The organism is Pseudomonas sp. ok272 (assembly GCF_900109995.1).
Lineage (GTDB): Bacteria > Pseudomonadota > Gammaproteobacteria > Pseudomonadales > Pseudomonadaceae > Aquipseudomonas.
This window is the reverse complement of sequence record NZ_FOCB01000002.1, coordinates 138,907-155,793: the sequence shown is the minus strand read 5'-3', so window position 1 is coordinate 155,793 and position 16,887 is coordinate 138,907. Positions and strand designations below refer to the sequence as shown.

General features: G+C 55.5%; 12 protein-coding genes. 8 read left to right on the top strand and 4 right to left on the bottom strand.

Going from position 1 to position 16,887, the window contains the following annotated elements:
* Positions 1-322: 322 nt before the first annotated feature.
* On the top strand, positions 323-1,258 hold the full coding sequence (locus BMW74_RS03570) for a sensor domain-containing diguanylate cyclase (RefSeq protein ID WP_093413769.1): 936 nt from the start codon (positions 323-325) through the stop codon (positions 1,256-1,258).
* Between the two features lie 338 nt (positions 1,259-1,596).
* On the top strand, positions 1,597-5,370 hold the full coding sequence (locus BMW74_RS03565; RefSeq protein ID WP_139208363.1) for a hypothetical protein: 3,774 nt from the start codon (positions 1,597-1,599) through the stop codon (positions 5,368-5,370).
* Positions 5,371-5,589: 219 nt separating this feature from the next.
* On the opposite strand, the gene BMW74_RS03560 is transcribed toward BMW74_RS03565, so the two are convergent.
* Together BMW74_RS03560 and BMW74_RS25145 are read right to left on the bottom strand one after the other, a co-directional pair.
* Entirely contained in the window at positions 5,590-5,877 is a 288-nt protein-coding gene (locus BMW74_RS03560; protein WP_093413761.1) for a hypothetical protein, read from the bottom strand.
* Positions 5,864-6,034, bottom strand: coding sequence for a hypothetical protein (locus tag BMW74_RS25145; protein WP_153330957.1), 171 nt, complete (start codon positions 6,032-6,034; stop codon positions 5,864-5,866). Before BMW74_RS25145 ends, BMW74_RS03560 begins: the two co-directional genes overlap by 14 nt.
* 327 nt (positions 6,035-6,361) lie before the next feature.
* Here BMW74_RS25145 and BMW74_RS24575 point away from each other — a divergent pair, with 327 nt between their 5' ends.
* Positions 6,362-6,790, top strand: a complete 429-nt coding sequence (locus tag BMW74_RS24575) for a hypothetical protein (RefSeq protein WP_139208362.1) — start codon at positions 6,362-6,364, stop codon at positions 6,788-6,790.
* A gap of 173 nt (positions 6,791-6,963) precedes the next feature.
* Positions 6,964-7,515: a DUF6998 domain-containing protein gene (locus BMW74_RS03555; protein ID WP_175479145.1), complete on the top strand. Its 552-nt coding sequence runs from the start codon at positions 6,964-6,966 to the stop codon at positions 7,513-7,515.
* Positions 7,516-8,229: 714 nt separating this feature from the next.
* On the opposite strand, the gene BMW74_RS03545 is transcribed toward BMW74_RS03555, so the two are convergent.
* Positions 8,230-9,144 carry a LysR family transcriptional regulator gene (locus tag BMW74_RS03545; RefSeq protein WP_093413758.1) on the bottom strand — a complete coding sequence of 305 codons (915 nt, stop codon included), beginning with the start codon at positions 9,142-9,144 and terminating at the stop codon, positions 8,230-8,232.
* A 266-nt stretch (positions 9,145-9,410) separates the two neighbouring features.
* Between BMW74_RS03545 and BMW74_RS03540 the strand changes: the two genes are divergently transcribed.
* The 4 genes from BMW74_RS03540 to pgm all read left to right on the top strand — a co-directional run bounded on the left by BMW74_RS03540 (position 9,411) and on the right by pgm (position 15,744).
* Complete coding sequence (locus tag BMW74_RS03540; protein WP_093413755.1) at positions 9,411-10,433, top strand: zinc-dependent alcohol dehydrogenase family protein; 1,023 nt, start codon at positions 9,411-9,413, stop codon at positions 10,431-10,433.
* A gap of 589 nt (positions 10,434-11,022) precedes the next feature.
* On the top strand, positions 11,023-12,489 hold the full coding sequence (locus tag BMW74_RS03535; protein ID WP_093413752.1) for a hypothetical protein: 1,467 nt from the start codon (positions 11,023-11,025) through the stop codon (positions 12,487-12,489).
* A 100-nt stretch (positions 12,490-12,589) separates the two neighbouring features.
* On the top strand, positions 12,590-13,990 hold the full coding sequence (locus BMW74_RS03530) for an aminotransferase-like domain-containing protein (protein WP_093413749.1): 1,401 nt from the start codon (positions 12,590-12,592) through the stop codon (positions 13,988-13,990).
* A 107-nt stretch (positions 13,991-14,097) separates the two neighbouring features.
* On the top strand, positions 14,098-15,744 hold the full coding sequence (gene pgm / locus BMW74_RS03525) for a phosphoglucomutase (alpha-D-glucose-1,6-bisphosphate-dependent) (RefSeq protein WP_093413747.1): 1,647 nt from the start codon (positions 14,098-14,100) through the stop codon (positions 15,742-15,744).
* 193 nt (positions 15,745-15,937) lie between these two features.
* On the opposite strand, the gene BMW74_RS03520 is transcribed toward pgm, so the two are convergent.
* Positions 15,938-16,633, bottom strand: a complete 696-nt coding sequence (locus BMW74_RS03520) for a pirin family protein (RefSeq protein ID WP_093414809.1) — start codon at positions 16,631-16,633, stop codon at positions 15,938-15,940.
* Positions 16,634-16,887: the final 254 nt, after the last annotated feature.

Below are 16,887 nucleotides of genomic sequence, written 5' to 3'. Positions count from 1 at the left end.
AATGTCATCCAGTTCAGGCGCGATGCCTGGGCTTTTACCGCAAGCATAAAAATCCGATGTCTGAACCCGCATCGGATTTTTATGCACCTCCCTCCGGCACTGGAGCTGACCTACATAAACCTGCGCACATTGCTCGGCACGGAGGCGGGGTAAGGATCGATTGCTATTCACCGATTGTTGCCTGTCTCCACGTACCGGTTTCGACCGAAAGTGCCCTTTGAAAAGGATCGCCATTGGCCAGCAACCGTCGCTCGGTAAGTTTCCACGACTGACTGCTTCAGGCTACAGTGGCTTACTGATATGGATATGAGGGTTATTGCGTATGTCCGATGTAAGCGAGTTTGTTAATGACAGTGAGGTGTACAGAACCTTGCTGGAGTCGACCAAGGCGATACCCTGGAAGATTGATTGGACCTCGATGAAATTCGCCTATATCGGCCCTCAAATCGAGGCATTGCTGGGCTGGAGCCCTGAAAGTTGGGTGAGCGTGGAAGACTGGGCGATGCGCATGCATCCAGAAGATCGCGAATATGTGGTGAATTTCTGCGTGACACAATCCCAGGCCGGTGTGGACCATGAGGCGGACTACCGAGCGCTGACCAAAGACAACGGCTATGTGTGGATTCGTGACGTGGTGCACGTGGTGCGCAATGACAGGGGCGAGGTCGAAGCACTGATCGGCTTCATGTTTGACATTAGCGAGCGCAAGAAGACCGAGGACCAACTGCTGAGCTTGCAGAAAGAGCTAGAGGTGCTTTCGTTCAAGGACGGTTTGACGAATATCGCCAACCGCCGCCGTTTCGATAGCTGTTTCGAGTTGGAGTGGGAACGTGCGCGCCGCGAGCGCCAGCCACTGTCGCTGCTATTTTTTGACGTCGATTTTTTCAAGCAATACAACGACTTATACGGCCATATTCAAGGCGACAAATGTTTGATAACGATTGCCCAGACGCTGAGTTTGGCGTTGGATGGCCCTCGCGATCTTGTGGCTCGCTATGGAGGCGAAGAGTTTGTCGTGCTGCTGCCCGAAGCCGATGCCGAGGTAGCGCGTAAAGTTGCTGACCGCTGCCAGCGGTTGATTCAGAAGCAGTCCATCGTGCATGCACTATCGCCACATGGCCACCGCGTCACGCTCAGCATAGGAGCGGGCACGGTGGTGCCAGGTGAGCGGGAAAAGCCTACAGACTTCATCAAAGCCGTGGACCAGCAGCTATATGCGGCTAAAAACAATGGACGGCACCGCATTGAATATGTGTAGTTGGAGGGGGTAGCGTGCTGGTCTGCAGTTGAAAGTGCAGAAGAGCAAACAAAACAACTACCAGTCATTCATAGAGAACCTGTGAGCTTCTGCTAAGGGGCGCTTTCTGCCCCTGATGACAGGCAAGAGTCGGCCAAAAGCAGCCGTTCACCGTAGACACCTCGATTCAAAGCGGTCAGGGTCGCTGAAAGCTAAGGAGACTAAGGCTTTCAGCCATGGAGCACCAACGAAAAAACACAGGAACACTGAACCGCCAGAACACCAATGGTGTTCCAAGATGAGCTGGCGGAGGGGTAAGCTTGGGGTCGCACTGACGCCCCTTTTATCTGGAATGGATTATGCGAATCACAGCCTCCCACATCGTCAATTGGGCCAATACGCATGCCAAGGAAGCGCAAACCGATTTGCCGCGCTGGGTCAGACGCCTTTGCTTTGAACCCGGAGCAACGCGCCAGCTTTCATTTCCAGCGGGTGATTCAACCTATGTACCAGGCTGGGACGGCGTTCTGTTCAGTGACCTTGGTAATGCCTGGGTTCCAGCTGGTGCGTCTTGCTGGGAAGTTGGCTGTGATCAAGATGTGCCCGGCAAAGCTAACCGCGATTATCGGAAGCGCACAGAAACGACAAGCAAGGAAGAGCGATCGAACTGCACGTATGTATTTGTTACCCCTCGCCGCTGGACAAAAAAGTCTGAATGGATCGAGGAGCAGACCCGCCAGGGGGAATGGGCTGATGTGCGGGTCTACGATGCGGACGATCTGGAGCAATGGTTGGAGCAAAGTCCGGCAGTCGCTTTGCAGTTCGCCGAAGCGTTGGGTTTGAGTGGCGGGGGTGTAGTCAGCCTTTCCCGCTACTGGGATACGTGGGCGCGACAATGTAGCCCGGCCATCACTCCCGAAGCACTATTCCAGGATCGGGCATCGATGTTCGACGCTTTGGGTGAAAAGCTTCAGGCGAGCATTACACCTACACAGCCTCTTGTGATACGTGCCGACAGTGTGGAAGAAGCCGTAGCATTCACAGTTGCGGTGGTAATGGCATCGGGCGACCTTCAACATCATGCCCTTGTTGTGACAGAACCTCATGGTTGGCGGTATGTGGAAGCAAACCCTCAATTGCGGGTTGCAATCGCGGCTCGCACTGAAACCGCAAGCAATCTAGTTTTACGTGAAGACTTGCGAGTGATCATCCCTCACGCCACAGGCGATTTGGCCGGAAGGCCAAATGGTAATGAGCTGATCTTGGAGCGGCCGAATATATACGAGTTCGAGAAAGCTCTGATTGCTACAGGAATGGAAGAATCTGATGCCAAGCGCTATGCATTATCCACTGGCCGCTCATGGACTGTATTTCGCCGACAAAGAGCGACTAACCCGGCAATTCAATGCCCTGTCTGGCTAGAAGCACCGCAAGCAGCAAGTCTCCCGCTGCTTTGCCTACTTGGAGCTTGGCATTCAGACAAAGCAGCGGATCGACAAGCAGTTGAAGAACTGTCGGGCCGTTCCTATGAAACGGTTGAGCAAGATTTGCGGCAACTTGTACGACTTGACGATGCTCCACTGCTGAAGATAGGCGCAGTCTGGAAAGCCAAATCGCCTTTGGATCTGCTCAGTCAATGTGCAGACCGAATTACTAGTAACCAACTGGACCGTTTCTTTGCCCTTGCTCAGAAAATGTTATCGGCACCTGACCCCCAGTTGGAACTGCCGGATAACGAGCGCTGGATGGCCCAGCTTCATGGAAAAGTTCATCCGTATTCAGACTTACTATTTGAATCGATTTGCGATTCGCTCATAAAGCTGGCAGTGCGTGCCCCAGATCAAGTTGGCCTACAGGCACTGGACATCGAAGAGAGGGTGGCGGGGTTAGTGGGCGAGCTGCTTGACGGGGCCGATGGAGGGCGCTGGCTGTCTTTATCCTCCTATCTACCAAACTTGGCAGAAGCAGCGCCGGATAGATTTCTTCGTGCTATTCAGAACAGCTTACGCATGGCGGATGCTCCAATAACGAGGCTTTTTACCGAAACTAGTGACTCTATACTTGGAGGCCGCTGCTGGCACGCAGGTTTGCTTTGGGCATTGGAAACTCTTGGCTGGGCTCCGCGTCGCTTGGCCCCAGTGGCGCTAATTCTTGCCCAGTTAAGCCATGTACCTATGAAGGGAAATTGGGGCAACAAACCGAGTCGGAGCCTTCTAAACTTTTTCCGCTCGTGGTTTCCGCAGACTGCTGCCAGCTTACCGGAGCGAATCAAAGTACTCAGTCTGTTAATCGAAAGGGATCCCGAGGCTTCCTTTCGTCTTTTGGTGGGGATCGCGGGGCGTGGTCACCAAACTGCCGACCATATTCACAGGCCCAAATGGCGTGAAGACGATGCAGGTGCAGGCCGTGGTGTTACCCATGCTGAAATGTATGAAATGCTTGATTTCGTCCATGAAAAGCTACTTCAACTCAGCGATGGGAATGCACCTAGAATTGTCTCGTTACTGCAAAAGACCGGCTTCAGGGATCGAGAGGATTTGCCCAGATTATTGGAACTGATTGAACCCTTCATCCAAGCGACAGATAGGGATGTGGATCGGGAAATTATACGTTCAGCTCTGAGGGCAATTATTAATTGGCACCGTAATTACGATGAGGCATCCGCCACGGAGCTTAACGAGTGGCTCCAGTCGGTGGAGACATGCTATGAACGATTGGCCCCCCTCAACTTGGTCATGCGAGACCATTGGTTGTTCGATAGCCATTGGCTGGAGCTTCCTACGGAGGATGAAAAAAAAGATCTCCATGACAAAGCCAAAATTGTTTCCGAGCTCAGAGCCTCCTCGTTATCGGCGATATATCAGGCTGAAAGAATCACAGGAATAGAATGCCTTATTGAAGTATGCACCGAACCCAGCATCGTCGGAGCCACATTGGCAGGGGTTCCCTGGGGTGAGGGCTACTGGATGGAATGGATTCAGGAAAAGCTTGAGAGCTTTGATAACGGCACGCACATGAGTGCGTGTATAGCAGGATTTCTATGTACGGCTGCGTCACCAGCACCTGATGCGCTACTTAAAAAAGTAGTTGAGTTAGGCAAACAACGTGGATGGCCATCGGTGAGGCTCGCCAGTTTCTTAACTCTGGCTATCCCAAACCGAGAGACCTGGCAGTTGGTTGAGTCCTGTGATCATGAGGTCAATACCGAGTATTGGCACATGGTTCAACCATACCATCAAACAAATGATGAGGATTTAGACTTTGTGTTAGAGCAGCTCTTGAAGGCTAAGCGCCCAATGAGTGCTCTTTATTGCTGCCAATTCAAACTTCAAGAAACTGCTCCTGGTAAGATTTATTTAGCTCTTCAACAGTTACTCGGCTGTAGAGAGATAGATGGGCCGAAAATTCAGTCTTGGCATCTAGAGAAAATGCTGGAGCGGCTAGAGAGTTCTGGTGAATTTGAGCGGTTAGCTCTGGCTCAACTTGAATTTTGGCTATTTCCATTTCTTCAGCATGGGCGAGGAGACAATGCTAGTGCGCTGTATGAAGCTATCACATCAGAGCCAGAACTCTTCAAGGAGTTAATTTGTGCGATCTACAAGCCGGAACATGGGGAAAGGCAGGAGGTGACTGAGGCCAGTCGGGCAACTGCCGGGAGGGCTTGGGATGTCTTACATCACTGCAAGCGACTACCTGGCACTCAATCAGATGGGGGTATTGATGCAGATAAATTTATTCACTTTATTCAGGAAACACGTGAGTTATGTAGTGATGCAGATCGGCCAACAATGTGTGATCAGACTTTAGGACAAATTCTCTCCCATTCCCCAGCAGATGAGGATGGTACATGGCCATTCACGCCGGCCAGGGAGATTTTAGAGTCTCCTGAATTAGAACATATGCGTACCGGCTTCATCACTGGAACCATTAATAAGCGTGGGGTCACTAGCCGGTCTCCTTGGGATGGCGGCGACCAAGAGCGTGATCTGGCAGCACATTACAGAAACCAGGCAGAGCGGGTGCAGCACTCCCATCCAAATGTTGCAGCCATGCTGGATCAACTTGCTCAAGGCTACGAGCGCCATGGAAAACGCGAAGACGTTGAGGCCAATCTAAGAAAAGAAGGCTTCTAATACAATAATAATTTAAGAATGCATAAAGTGTCGCCCGCATAGAGGAGGCAAGCTGGTGACACTGTGAAATTCATGCAGCAGCGGCAAAAATCTTGGGTTTATCCTCAATTAATGCTCGTCCGCTAACGACTGTGCGTTGTGCCCGGCCGCTGGCGTTTGCAAGAAACACACGGCTAGCTGACCGTAATCGGTCCGCAACTTAATAGAGCTATTTTGCTACTAGGCTGTCCGGCAAATGTGGGCACTGACGAATGACTGCTTTTGGCCGCTGACGGCCCTGAGGATGGCCCAGCTTGCCGCGGTGAGGTCTTGTCCCTTGGGCAGCGGGAAGGTCACCATGGCCGCGACGGGCTTGAGGTCGGGCGTGCTCTTGTTGAGGATGGCTTTGGCGGCTTGAACGTCGCCGGCTCGGGCCATAGCTTCCAAGACGTTGAGCATGTCGGCGCCCATCCCGGCCGCGCGCTGGCGGATGAGGTCGGGGGCTGACTTGCTCTTAGCGGCGGCCATTCTTCTTCTCCGCGAGCAGCTTGACCGATAGCTCGATCAGCGCGACTCGGGCCGCGATGTCTCCGGCTTCGGCCAGCTCGCGGAGTGCCTCCATGTGGCGACGCACGTCTGCCTTCGACGGCTTTGTGTTCTTCGATCCTGTTATGCGCCCGACCATGGCGTGATTCCTTGATTCCTTGATTCGCGCAGACTCGCGTTGATTCAAGTATTTGCAAGGGGTGGGGTGCAGTCGACAGTTTTCTCTTGTGGCTGCAAACTGAGCGGGCGCCGCTCGATGCTGGCAATCGATCCATAGCATCCCGTGGACACGCTACAATGACCGAGTAATGTGCACAGAAGTCATGCAGTTTCTCTGGCTGGACACTCAGGCTAATCTAGGAGTTACGCATGAACAAAGAACGTTGTCAGGCACAAATGGCGGAAAATATTACGCCATTTGTGTCGTCTAGCTGTAATTCAGTTGTGGCATATTTAGGAGTATATAATGAGTGACTATCGAGATTTTTGTGAGGCGTTTGGGGGTAGTGCAAGTGATCCTGATTTCATGGATAACTGGCTAGCAGAACATTGTACTGAAACACCTCCAAAACAATCTGACTTGCAGTCTAAAATCGAATCATTTGATTATGAGAGCTTGCTAGTAAAATACGAGCTCACCAAAGAAGAAATGGTTCAAATAAAGAACTACATGATCATCTATGGTAGTAATAATTTTAACACTCAAAAAATGACAAACAATTTTATTACTGCAAATAATCTATGGGATGAATTCCCAAGCATTAGATCATTAAATGATCACGGCTCACATAAAAATATCCCAGGAATTCTTCCTAAATTCTACAGAATAACCTGTGCAGTACTGGAGATAGTGGAAGGCGGCGGCGAAAAACTAACAAAAGCCACCAAGTATTAATATAACTATTGCCAATCCATGCAATAGGCTTTGTGCTTGTTTTCAAAACGAAATCCACAACGAAGAAATTTATGCTCTGCTGCACACCTGACAATCGGTTCAAATCGTTCGCTTCGCTCTCTGGGACGTTGTGCCACCGCCCCTTAACCTGAATGTTAGAAGAGCTTAACAACATGAACCTAGCGAACCTATCGATACCTGAATTGCTAAAGCTACACGCTGCGGCGATTGATGAGCTTAAGAATCGCGGCGTACTGAGAACAAAAAATAATCCTGTTGGGGATTACGCCGAATGGTTGGTTTCATCTGCTTTAAACCTAACCCTTACTAAAAATTCAGCTGCGGGACACGACGCCGAATCCAGCGACGGTAAAAAAATCCAAATCAAAGGACGCCGTATAGCTGAAAATAGCGGTGCAAGGCAGTTAGGCGTCATACGCAACCTCGAAAAAAACGACTTTGATGAGCTCATTGCTGTAATTTTCAATGAGGCATATGAAATTATTGAAGCATACTTAATTCCGCACTCTGTAATTTCAGAATTCAGCTCGTATAGAGCGCATGTTAACGGCCACATTTTGCAGTTGCGTGGAGCTTTGCTCCTTGATAAACGCGTCCTGAACATTAGCGCCAAACTAATTTCTTCTAACAATGCGCTCAAATCGCTCGTTTCACTCAGTGAGACCGACGAAGCCGACTCTTTAACCGAGCGCCGACTCACTTAACTATAATTTAGTAAATCCGAGGCTGGTATCCCGGCGGTTGTAGAAGGGCACGCTTGACAACGTCCGAGACTGACTGGTGAGTAATGTTTTTGTTTTTGCAGTAGGTTGAATCAATCCATTCTATCAACAACTTTGCGCCTTTGCTTGCATTGCAAGAGATGCAACAAAGGGCAATATTCTCTCTTGTAATAATCCTTGCGTCATTGGTTATATGTTCCCAGGAGGCTTGGGATTTTCGTGTACCGCAGGAGCCGAATTCCGTGCCAATAAACACAGCACACATCCCGCGTGATAACTTCCAACTCCAACCAGTCGGGTATATTCCATTGGTTCATTGCGAATTACTCCATTTTGTAGATTTTATCCGAATGACGGCTCTTGGCCGATTCTGTTGAAAAAGTCGACCATGGATTGCGCAGCAGAAAAGTATGCGTTCGAGATTGAAGTCTTTACTTTCGGCAGAGGCTTCCGGGCTCGGATTTCACGTAGCGGTCACTTCACGAATCTTCCGTGACGGGCGCTGTCATGCCTAACGCCTAATCGCGGCCTTAAGGTATGAGTCCAAGGTGGGGGCATCCTTTGCATGGCGCGGGGTCTGTTCCCGATAACGCCCTCAACGGTAATGAGACAGGGTGGGTATTGACCGGCGGCAGTGGATTTTGGTTGTCGCTGAACCCAATTGCTGCGGCTTTAAAGAGAGATACGCCATCCCCTTTAGAGACTCTCAGGATCCCCAAAAAACATCTGAATCCTGGAGCGCAACCAGCGTTCGCCTGGATCGTTGTCCTGGGAGCCGCGCCAGGCCATGTGCAGTTCGAAGGTGCGTGTCGGCAAGGGCGGGTCTTCGGCACGCACCCCGCCCGTCGCCGTCAGGGCTTCCGCGGCGTAGTCCGGCACGGTGGCGACGATGTCGGTGCCGGCCAGCAGTGTGCCCAAGCCGTTGAATTGCGGCACGGCGAGGACCACGTGGCGCTTGCGGCCCAGCTTCTCCAGTTCCTCATCGATAAAACCACTCAGGTCGCCGGCGAACGACACCAGTGCATGGGGGCGTGCGCAGTATTCGTCCAGGCTCAGGGCGCCAGGCGCGCTGTCGGCGCGCAGCAGCTTGGGCATGCTGCGGCGCAATACCTTGCGTTTGGCGTTGGCGGGCAGGTCGGTGGTGTAGCTGACGCCGATGGAGATTTCCCCCGAGGCCAGCAGGCCCGGCATCAGGATGTAATTGACTCGGCGCACCACCAGCACGATGCCGGGTGCCTCGGCGCGCAGGCGCTTGAGCAGCATCGGCAACAAGGCGAACTCGACGTCATCCGACAGACCGATACGAAACACTGAGGTGCTGGTGGCCGGGTCGAAATCGGCGGCGCGGCTGACCGCTGTCGAGATCGAGTCCAGGGCCGGGGAGAGTAGGGCGAAGATCTCCACCGCTCGCGCCGAGGGTTCCATGCTGCGCCCGGTGCGTACAAACAACGGGTCGTCGAACAGGCTGCGCAGGCGTGACAACGCCGCGCTGATGGCGGGCTGGCCAAGAAACAGTTTTTCGGCGGCACGGGTGACGCTGCGTTCATGCATCAGCGTTTCAAATACGATCAACAGGTTCAGGTCGACACGACGCAGGTCATTACGATTCATCTGGAGTCCTGGCAGAGTCAGCAAACTTGACGAGAACAGCCATATGAGAACAATGGCGGGCATGAATCTTACGGCGAAAGGCTGTTACTCTGCACCGAGTAATTTATTTTTCCTACACGCCGGCCCGGCGCCGTATGTTGGTTGACAGGTGACCGAGGCTGCGGAATCAATGACAGGCATGTCGACTATTAATAGCTGCGGATGGTCTTGGCCATAAAGCCCGGATAGAGTTCATGGCATTAGAGGTTACTTTGACGAGGTTTGCGATGTCCCGCACGATCCGTTTTCACAAGTTTGGCCCAGCCGAGGTGCTCAAATGCGAAGAGCATGCGCCAACGTTGCCAGCACCGGGGGAAGTGCAGGTGCGTGTCGAGGCGATCGGCATCAGCTGGTACGACATTCTTTGGCGCCAGAACCTGGCGCCGTCCCATGCGCGGCTGCCCTCGGGCCTAGGGCATGAGATGGCGGGTATCGTGACGGCGCTCGGTGACGGTGTGGATGACTTGGCGGTTGGCGACAAGGTTGCCAGCTTCCCGGCGCAAAGTGCGAACGATTACCCGGTGTATGGCGAGCAGATTGTGTTGCCACGTTCGGCACTGACCCGTTACCCCGAAGTGCTGAGCCCCGTCGAAGCCGCGGTCCATTACACGCCGTTGCTGATCGCCTATTTTGCGTATGTCGACCTGGCGCGGGTTAAGCCTGGCCAGTTCGCCCTGGTGACCGATGCGAGTCACTGCGCAGGTCCTTCCTTCGTGCAATTGGGCAAGGCATTGGGTGTGCGGGTAATCGCTGCGACCAAGACAGCCGAAGAGCGCGAGTACCTGCTGTCCCTTGGCGCCGAGAAAGTGATCGTCACTGAAGAGCAGGATCTGCTCATGCAGATCAACAAGCTCACGGACAACCGTGGCGTCGATGTCGTGTTCGACGGCCTGGGCGGTCCACAGATGTCGTTGCTCGGTGATGTGCTGGCACCCCGTGGCAGCCTTGTGCTCTATGGTCTGCAGGGCGGCAACCAGACACCGTTCCCGGCCTGCGCGGCGTTCCAGAAGAACATTCAGTTCTTCGTGCATTGCATCGGCAACTTCACCGGCAAGCCGGAGCTGGGGATCATCCAGGATCAGGTCGCCTTGCAGCGGGCCCTGCGTGAGATCAACCAACTGACGGCAGACCGTGTGCTGCTGCCACTCAAGACACGGGTGTTCCCCTTCGCCCAGTTTGTCGAGGCCCACCGCTACATGGACGAGTGTCCGTGCCGCGAACGCGTAGCGCTGCAAGTCGAACCGGCATGACAGCGATACCCGGGCCCGCGAAAGCGGGCTCGGGTGTTTCGGCGATTCCCCTCTCTCGTGATTGATCGACAGGTTCAGCAACTGAACTGGTTTTTGCTTGCGATCTGTATCTTCTAATCATTATCTAAGCCCTGATAATTGAATGATCACTTTCATCTCAAGGATTGAGTCATGGTCATGGCTGGGCAACTTGTTTTAAATGGCGCAGGCTCTGGTTTTATGTGGGGTGAACAGTCTTCATCGGCATCTCGAATTCAAGCGTGGCAAGTAACGGGGCACTTTATTAGTTTTCGTAAGACTGCTGTGTGTACGTTTCCCTATTTTCTGTGCTCATTATCTGTGGGACGTTGTAAGAATAGTCCTAGGATTAATAAGTCTGCTTGTAGGCATCTCTATCTGATTGGTTTTATGAGGTTTTTCAGTTTTCGCCTATAAGTTTTGAATAATCGTATCAAATGGTTTCCATAATCAAAGTTTTACTATTTTACGGCAGATACTCATGGGTCACAGTGATCAGCCAGGCGATCGAAGGTCGCCCAGGTGGATGAGTGTTTGTGCGGTACCGACTTATTGAATGTTAGGTAAAGATATGAGCATTATTCATGATCAAGCGATGAACTATGTTTATCAGCAAGTATTGCAGCGGTTGCTGAGTTTCTTTTCCCGGGAAGAGCGTACGGCACTGCAACTGTTGATCCAGCGCCTGGTGGTGGCCGCTGGCGGAATGGAGCGTATCGGCCACTACAAGGTACTGCTGGCCCATCCCGGCACGCGGGACAGCTGTTACACCCTTGCCCTGCTGCGGGCCGCCCAATTGAACATTGCGGGCAGGGCGCCCGCGACGTTCCAGATCCGTGTCGCCACGCTTCATCTGGGGGCAACCACACCAGCCTGTATCGAGAATGTTCATCGTAGCTACAGCGCACTGTTTATCTATGACGACCCCAGGGTCGAAGTGCTGATGGTCGATCATCGTGAGGTGTTGCCGTTCAATCATTTGGCGTCGCTGTCCGAGACCGGTCGCGAGATGAATCGCATCAATCTGCTGATGCTGGGTCATCTGCGCGGGCCGGCAGGGGTGTTTGAAACCTGTGATGACGGTTACTTGGCCATGGCGGAGTTCTATGGGCACATGGTGCGATGGGAGGGCGGGGTCGACGCGATGGTCGGTGGCGAGACGGCACGCCAGCAGAAGCAGTTTATTGCCGGCCTGACCCGAGGGGCGCAAAAGATCGGGCTATCGTTTGCGAGCCATCCGCCGCAGGGGTTTGAGGGGCTGTTTTCCATGCTCGATCAATTGGGTGGCGACGTCTATCGCGAGGTTTACGCGGATATCGACACCGCCCAGTGGCGGCCACGGGAAGGGTTTAACGCCCGCCGTGGCACGGCCTACCTGGATATCCAGGACCTGGTGCCTGACAACATGGAGGACCGCTGGCCGCTGCTTACGGATTTCCTCGGCTTGCAGCCGGAAGAGATCGAGACCCACCTGCGGGAAAACGACTATGCCAGCCCGTTGCTGTCCGCTCATATGCGCGGCTTGCAGGGCGCTTACCTTCGGGGGCAGACCTACGAGCGTGGCTTTTCCGAGTACGTTCAGCGTGCGTTATTGATGATGCGCCGCCGACGCCTTCCGGAGCGCCTTTGCGATCAGGTGCTGGTGCAGTATGGCGGTGCGCAGGCAATCGCCGAGCAGCGCAGCAAGGCCGATATCGAGACACAGCAAACCCTGGGGTTGAACGAGGCGCAGCTGTTGTGCCTGCTGTTTGCGCCGTTCGTCGACAAGGCCGCAAGGCTGGAGGAGTTTCTACGCCGCTGCCATCCCGGCATGCTGGTGGCGATGCCAGACCTGCACAATCTGATGCAGGGGCACGTGGTTGCCGAGCAGATCCGGCAGTGGGTGGTCGATGTCAGCGGGTTGTCCATTGATTTGATCTGCCGGGTGTACCGCACGGAGTCGGTCGTCGGGACCGAGCTTGAGATCCTTGAGCAGGCTGCCGTGATCGATGGGGCGAGCGGTGCCCATACGCCGGGTGAGCGCTATCTCAGACGTTAGAGGAGCTAGGATTGATTGACTTGAACTACATGCCTGGCGTTAACGCCAGGCGGTGGACTGCCGGCGGAACCAGGGCGTGCGCCGTGATTGGCTACCGCCCATGAAAGCGCAGCGAGAGAGCGATTTTGCTTACCAGGCGGTGTATCGGTACCTGACTTGCCTGATCCATGAAGTGGGGGCTGAAACACCGATCAAACTGCCGTCGCTGAGGCAATTGGCGGAACGCCTCAATGTATCGATCTCCACGATTCAGTACGCGTACTCGCTACTGGAGAAGGAAGGGCGGGTGTACTCGGTGGCCAAGTCGGGCTACTACGCCTCGCCCGTGTCCTTGAATGCGTCGTTCAGCAGCGGCAATGACCTGCTGGAAACCTTGTATGTCAGCGCTCGCCGTCCCGGCATGCTGATCATGAGCGCCGACGAGCCGGCGTTGCTGCAGTCGTTGGACAGCCCACTGCTGCTGCTGGAGCGCGAACTGGTGCGCCAGTATCCACGCCAGCCGCAGCTTCACTCCCAGCCTTGCGGTGAATTGGAGTTGCGCACTGCGCTGGCCGCTCGGTACACCTCGTCACCCTCGCGTTGCTGGCACGCCGACGATGTGTACATCGGTGCGGATTTGCGGGGTGCGCTGGAGATCCTGATCTCGGTGCTGGGGCTCAAGGACGAAACCGTGCTGGTGGAGTCGCCCTGTGACTGGGTGATCCTGCGCCTGCTGCAAACGGCGGGGGTGCACGTGATTGAGTTGTCCGTTGCCCAGGACGGCAGCATCGATCCGCAGTTGCTGGGGCAGTTGCTCACCCGTCACAAGGTAGCGTTGGTGCTGCTGTCGTCGGCCATGAACATGCCCAGTGGCAGCCTGATGCCGGAGGACAATCGGCAGTGCATCGCCCGAATGCTGGAACACCATGGCTGCTGGGTACTGGAAAACGACGTGCATGGTGAGTTCATCCACGCACCCGATGTCGTACGCTTTCGTGACCTGCTCGATCCAGACCGCTTGATCGTGCTGTCGACCTTCGAAAAGCTCATCGGCCCGGAAGCGCCTTATGGGTACCTGCTTTCACGGCAATTGAACGTCGAGCTGCAGCGGGATTTCCTGCTGCGTTCGTTCCGCTTGTCGCCGATCCGCCAGAAGGCCATTGCGCGCTTGTACAGCAGTGGTCGCATCGATCAGCACGTACAAGTGCTGCGTCGATTGCTGAGTGAGCGTAAAACCCGAATGGTCCACGTGTTGCAGGAGCGCCTGGGGGATTCGCTGGCGTTTATCGAGCCCGCAGGCGGGGCCACGTTGTGGGCACGTTCGCTGCGGCCGGTGGATATGCGGCGGGTGTTCCAGCGCATGCTCAAGCATCAGGTCATATTGGCCCCTGGCGAGTTGTTCAGCTTGCAGGGCCTGCATTCGCAACACCTGCGCCTGAGCCACACCTTCAGCGGCCACCATGACCTGGACAGCGCCATGTCGATGTTGGCCAATGCCTTGCACCTTGAGCTGATTGATTGAGCTGTAGGAAAATTCCAGTGAGGGTCGGGATAGATATCGTCGCTCTCTGGTCGAAGTGCCAGTAAACTGCCTTCCATTCCTGAACCACTCTCCTCCAGAGGTTTTGCATGACACTCAGCCCTTTTGCGGGAAAACCGGCGCCAGCAGAACTGTTGGTCGATATCCCGCGACTGGTAACGGCCTACTACACCGGCCAGCCCGATGTTGCGGTGGCTTCCCAACGCGTTGCGTTCGGCACCTCGGGGCACCGCGGCAGCTCGTTCGAGCAGAGTTTCAACGAATGGCACGTTCTGGCGATCAGCCAGGCCATCTGCCTGTATCGCCAGGCCCAGGGCATCGACGGGCCGCTGTTTGTCGGCATCGATACCCACGCACTGTCGACGCCGGCCGGGGCCAGCGCCCTGGAAGTATTGGCGGCCAATGGCGTCACGGTGATGATTGCCGAGGGCGACGAGTACACCCCGACCCCGGCCATTTCCCACGCGATCCTGTGCTACAACCGCGGTCGCACCTCCGGCCTGGCGGACGGCATCGTCATCACACCGTCGCACAACCCACCGCAGAGCGGTGGCTACAAGTACAACCCTACCAACGGTGGCCCGGCCGATACCCACATCACCAAGTGGATCGAAGCCAAGGCCAATGAGTTGTTGGCCAACCGTCTCGCGGGCGTCAAGCGCATCAGCTACGAGCAGGCGCTCAAGGCCAGCACCACGCACCGCCATGACTACCTCAACACCTACGTCGCCGACCTGATCAACGTCATCGATTTCGATGCCATCCGCGGTGCCAACCTGCGCCTGGGCGTGGATCCATTGGGCGGCGCGGGTGTGCGCTACTGGTCGGCCATCGCCGAGCATTACCGCCTGGACCTCGACGTGGTGAACACCCAGGTCGACCCGACGTTCCGTTTCATGTGCGTCGATTGGGATGGCCAGATTCGCATGGACCCATCGTCCAGCCATGCCATGCAGGGCCTGATCGGCCTCAAAGAGCGTTTCGACGTGGCATTCGCCTGTGACCCGGATCACGACCGCCACGGTATCGTCACGCCGTCCGGTGGCCTGTTGGCGCCGAACAACTACTTGGCGGTCTCCATCGACTACCTGTTCCAGAATCGTCCGCTTTGGCGCGCGGATGCGGCAGTGGGCAAGACGGTGGTCAGCAGTGGCTTGATCGATCGCGTGGCCAAGCGCCTGAATCGTCGCCTGTACGAAGTGCCGGTCGGTTTCAAATGGTTTGCCGATGGCCTGTTCGAGGGCTCCCTGGGCTTTGGCGGGGAAGAAAGTGCCGGTGCCTCGTTCTTGCGCAAGGACGGTAGCGTCTGGAGTACCGACAAGGACGGTCTGATCCCGGCCCTGCTGGCCGCTGAGATGACCGCGCGCACCGGTCGTGACCCAAGCCAGGCCTACCGCGCCCTGACCGATGAGTTGGGTGAACCGTTCTCGATCCGCGTCGACGCCAAGGCCAATCCTGAGCAAAAAGCCCTGCTGGGCAAGTTGTCGCCCGAGCAGGTCACGTCGACCCAACTGGCCGGCGAGGCGATCCAGCACATTCTCAGCAAGGCACCTGGCAACGATCAGGCGATTGGCGGGCTGAAGGTCATGACCGAGAACGGCTGGTTTGCCGCGCGTCCGTCGGGCACTGAAGACATCTACAAGATCTACGCCGAGAGCTTTGTGGGCGAGGACCACCTCAAACTGTTGGTGCAAGAGGCGCAGGCCCTGGTGGATGGGGCGATCAGCACCCAGTAACGCAGCACACCCAAACCGTGTGAGATCTGGCTCGGGTACCCGTAGGAGCGAGGCTTGCCCGCGAAGAGGCAGTGTCAGCCGGCATTAGTGTTGCCTGACACGGCGCTTTCGCGAGCAAGCCTGCTCCCGCACAGGGGACAGCGATACAAAAAAGGGGGTGACCATCGTGGTCACCCCCTTTTTTACAGGCCGATCAAGCCAGGTCCACCAGCACGATCTCGCTGTCCTCGACGGCGGTCACCCGCAGCACACGTTCGTCGGCGACGGCCACGCCGTCGCGAGCGTGCGCGCGCAAGCCATTGACTTCAATGACCCCAGTGGCCGGCACCAGGTAGGCCCGGCGACCGGGATCCAAGGTGTACTCGGCGCTTTCCCCGGCTTTCAGGTTCGCCGCCACCAAACGTGCATCCGCCCGGATCTGCAGGCTCTGGTCGTCGCCGGCCTTGCCGCTGGCCAGGGTCACGAAACCTTCGCGCTGGCCCTTGGGGAAAGGCTTGGCGCCCCAGGACGGCGGCAGGCCCGCCTGGTTGGGGATGATCCAGATCTGGAAGATCGTGGTGGGTGTCGATTCCAGGTTGTACTCGCTATGGGCGATCCCGGTGCCAGCGCTCATCACTTGGACATCACCGGCCTCGGTGCGGCCCTTGTTGCCCAGGTTGTCTTCGTGGCTGATCGCTCCCTCGCGGACGTAGGTGATGATTTCCATGTCCCGGTGCGGGTGCTTCGGGAAGCCGGTGCCGGGGGCGATCACATCGTCGTTCCACACCCGCAGGTTGCCCCAGTTCATGCGCTTGGGGTCGTGGTACTCGGCGAACGAAAAGTGATGGTGGGCATCCAGCCAGCCGTGGTGGGCACCGCCGAGGGAGTTGAAAGGTCTGAGTTCAAGCATGATCGTCTCCTGGAAAGGTTCGTCATCGGTCGAGAGCCGTGGGTTGATGGCGTCGATCATCCATCAACTAACAATCGATAAACAGCGTAAAAATTGCGCCAATCCAATCTATTTATTCGATCTTTATGGGGCGCCCAGCCTGCGGCGCTACCTTCACTTCATCGCTTAAGCCAATGATGGATAAGCATTTGACTAGAACTCGCCGACAAATGCAGACACCATAGCCCGCAACAGCCTCACACCCTGGAGTCAGC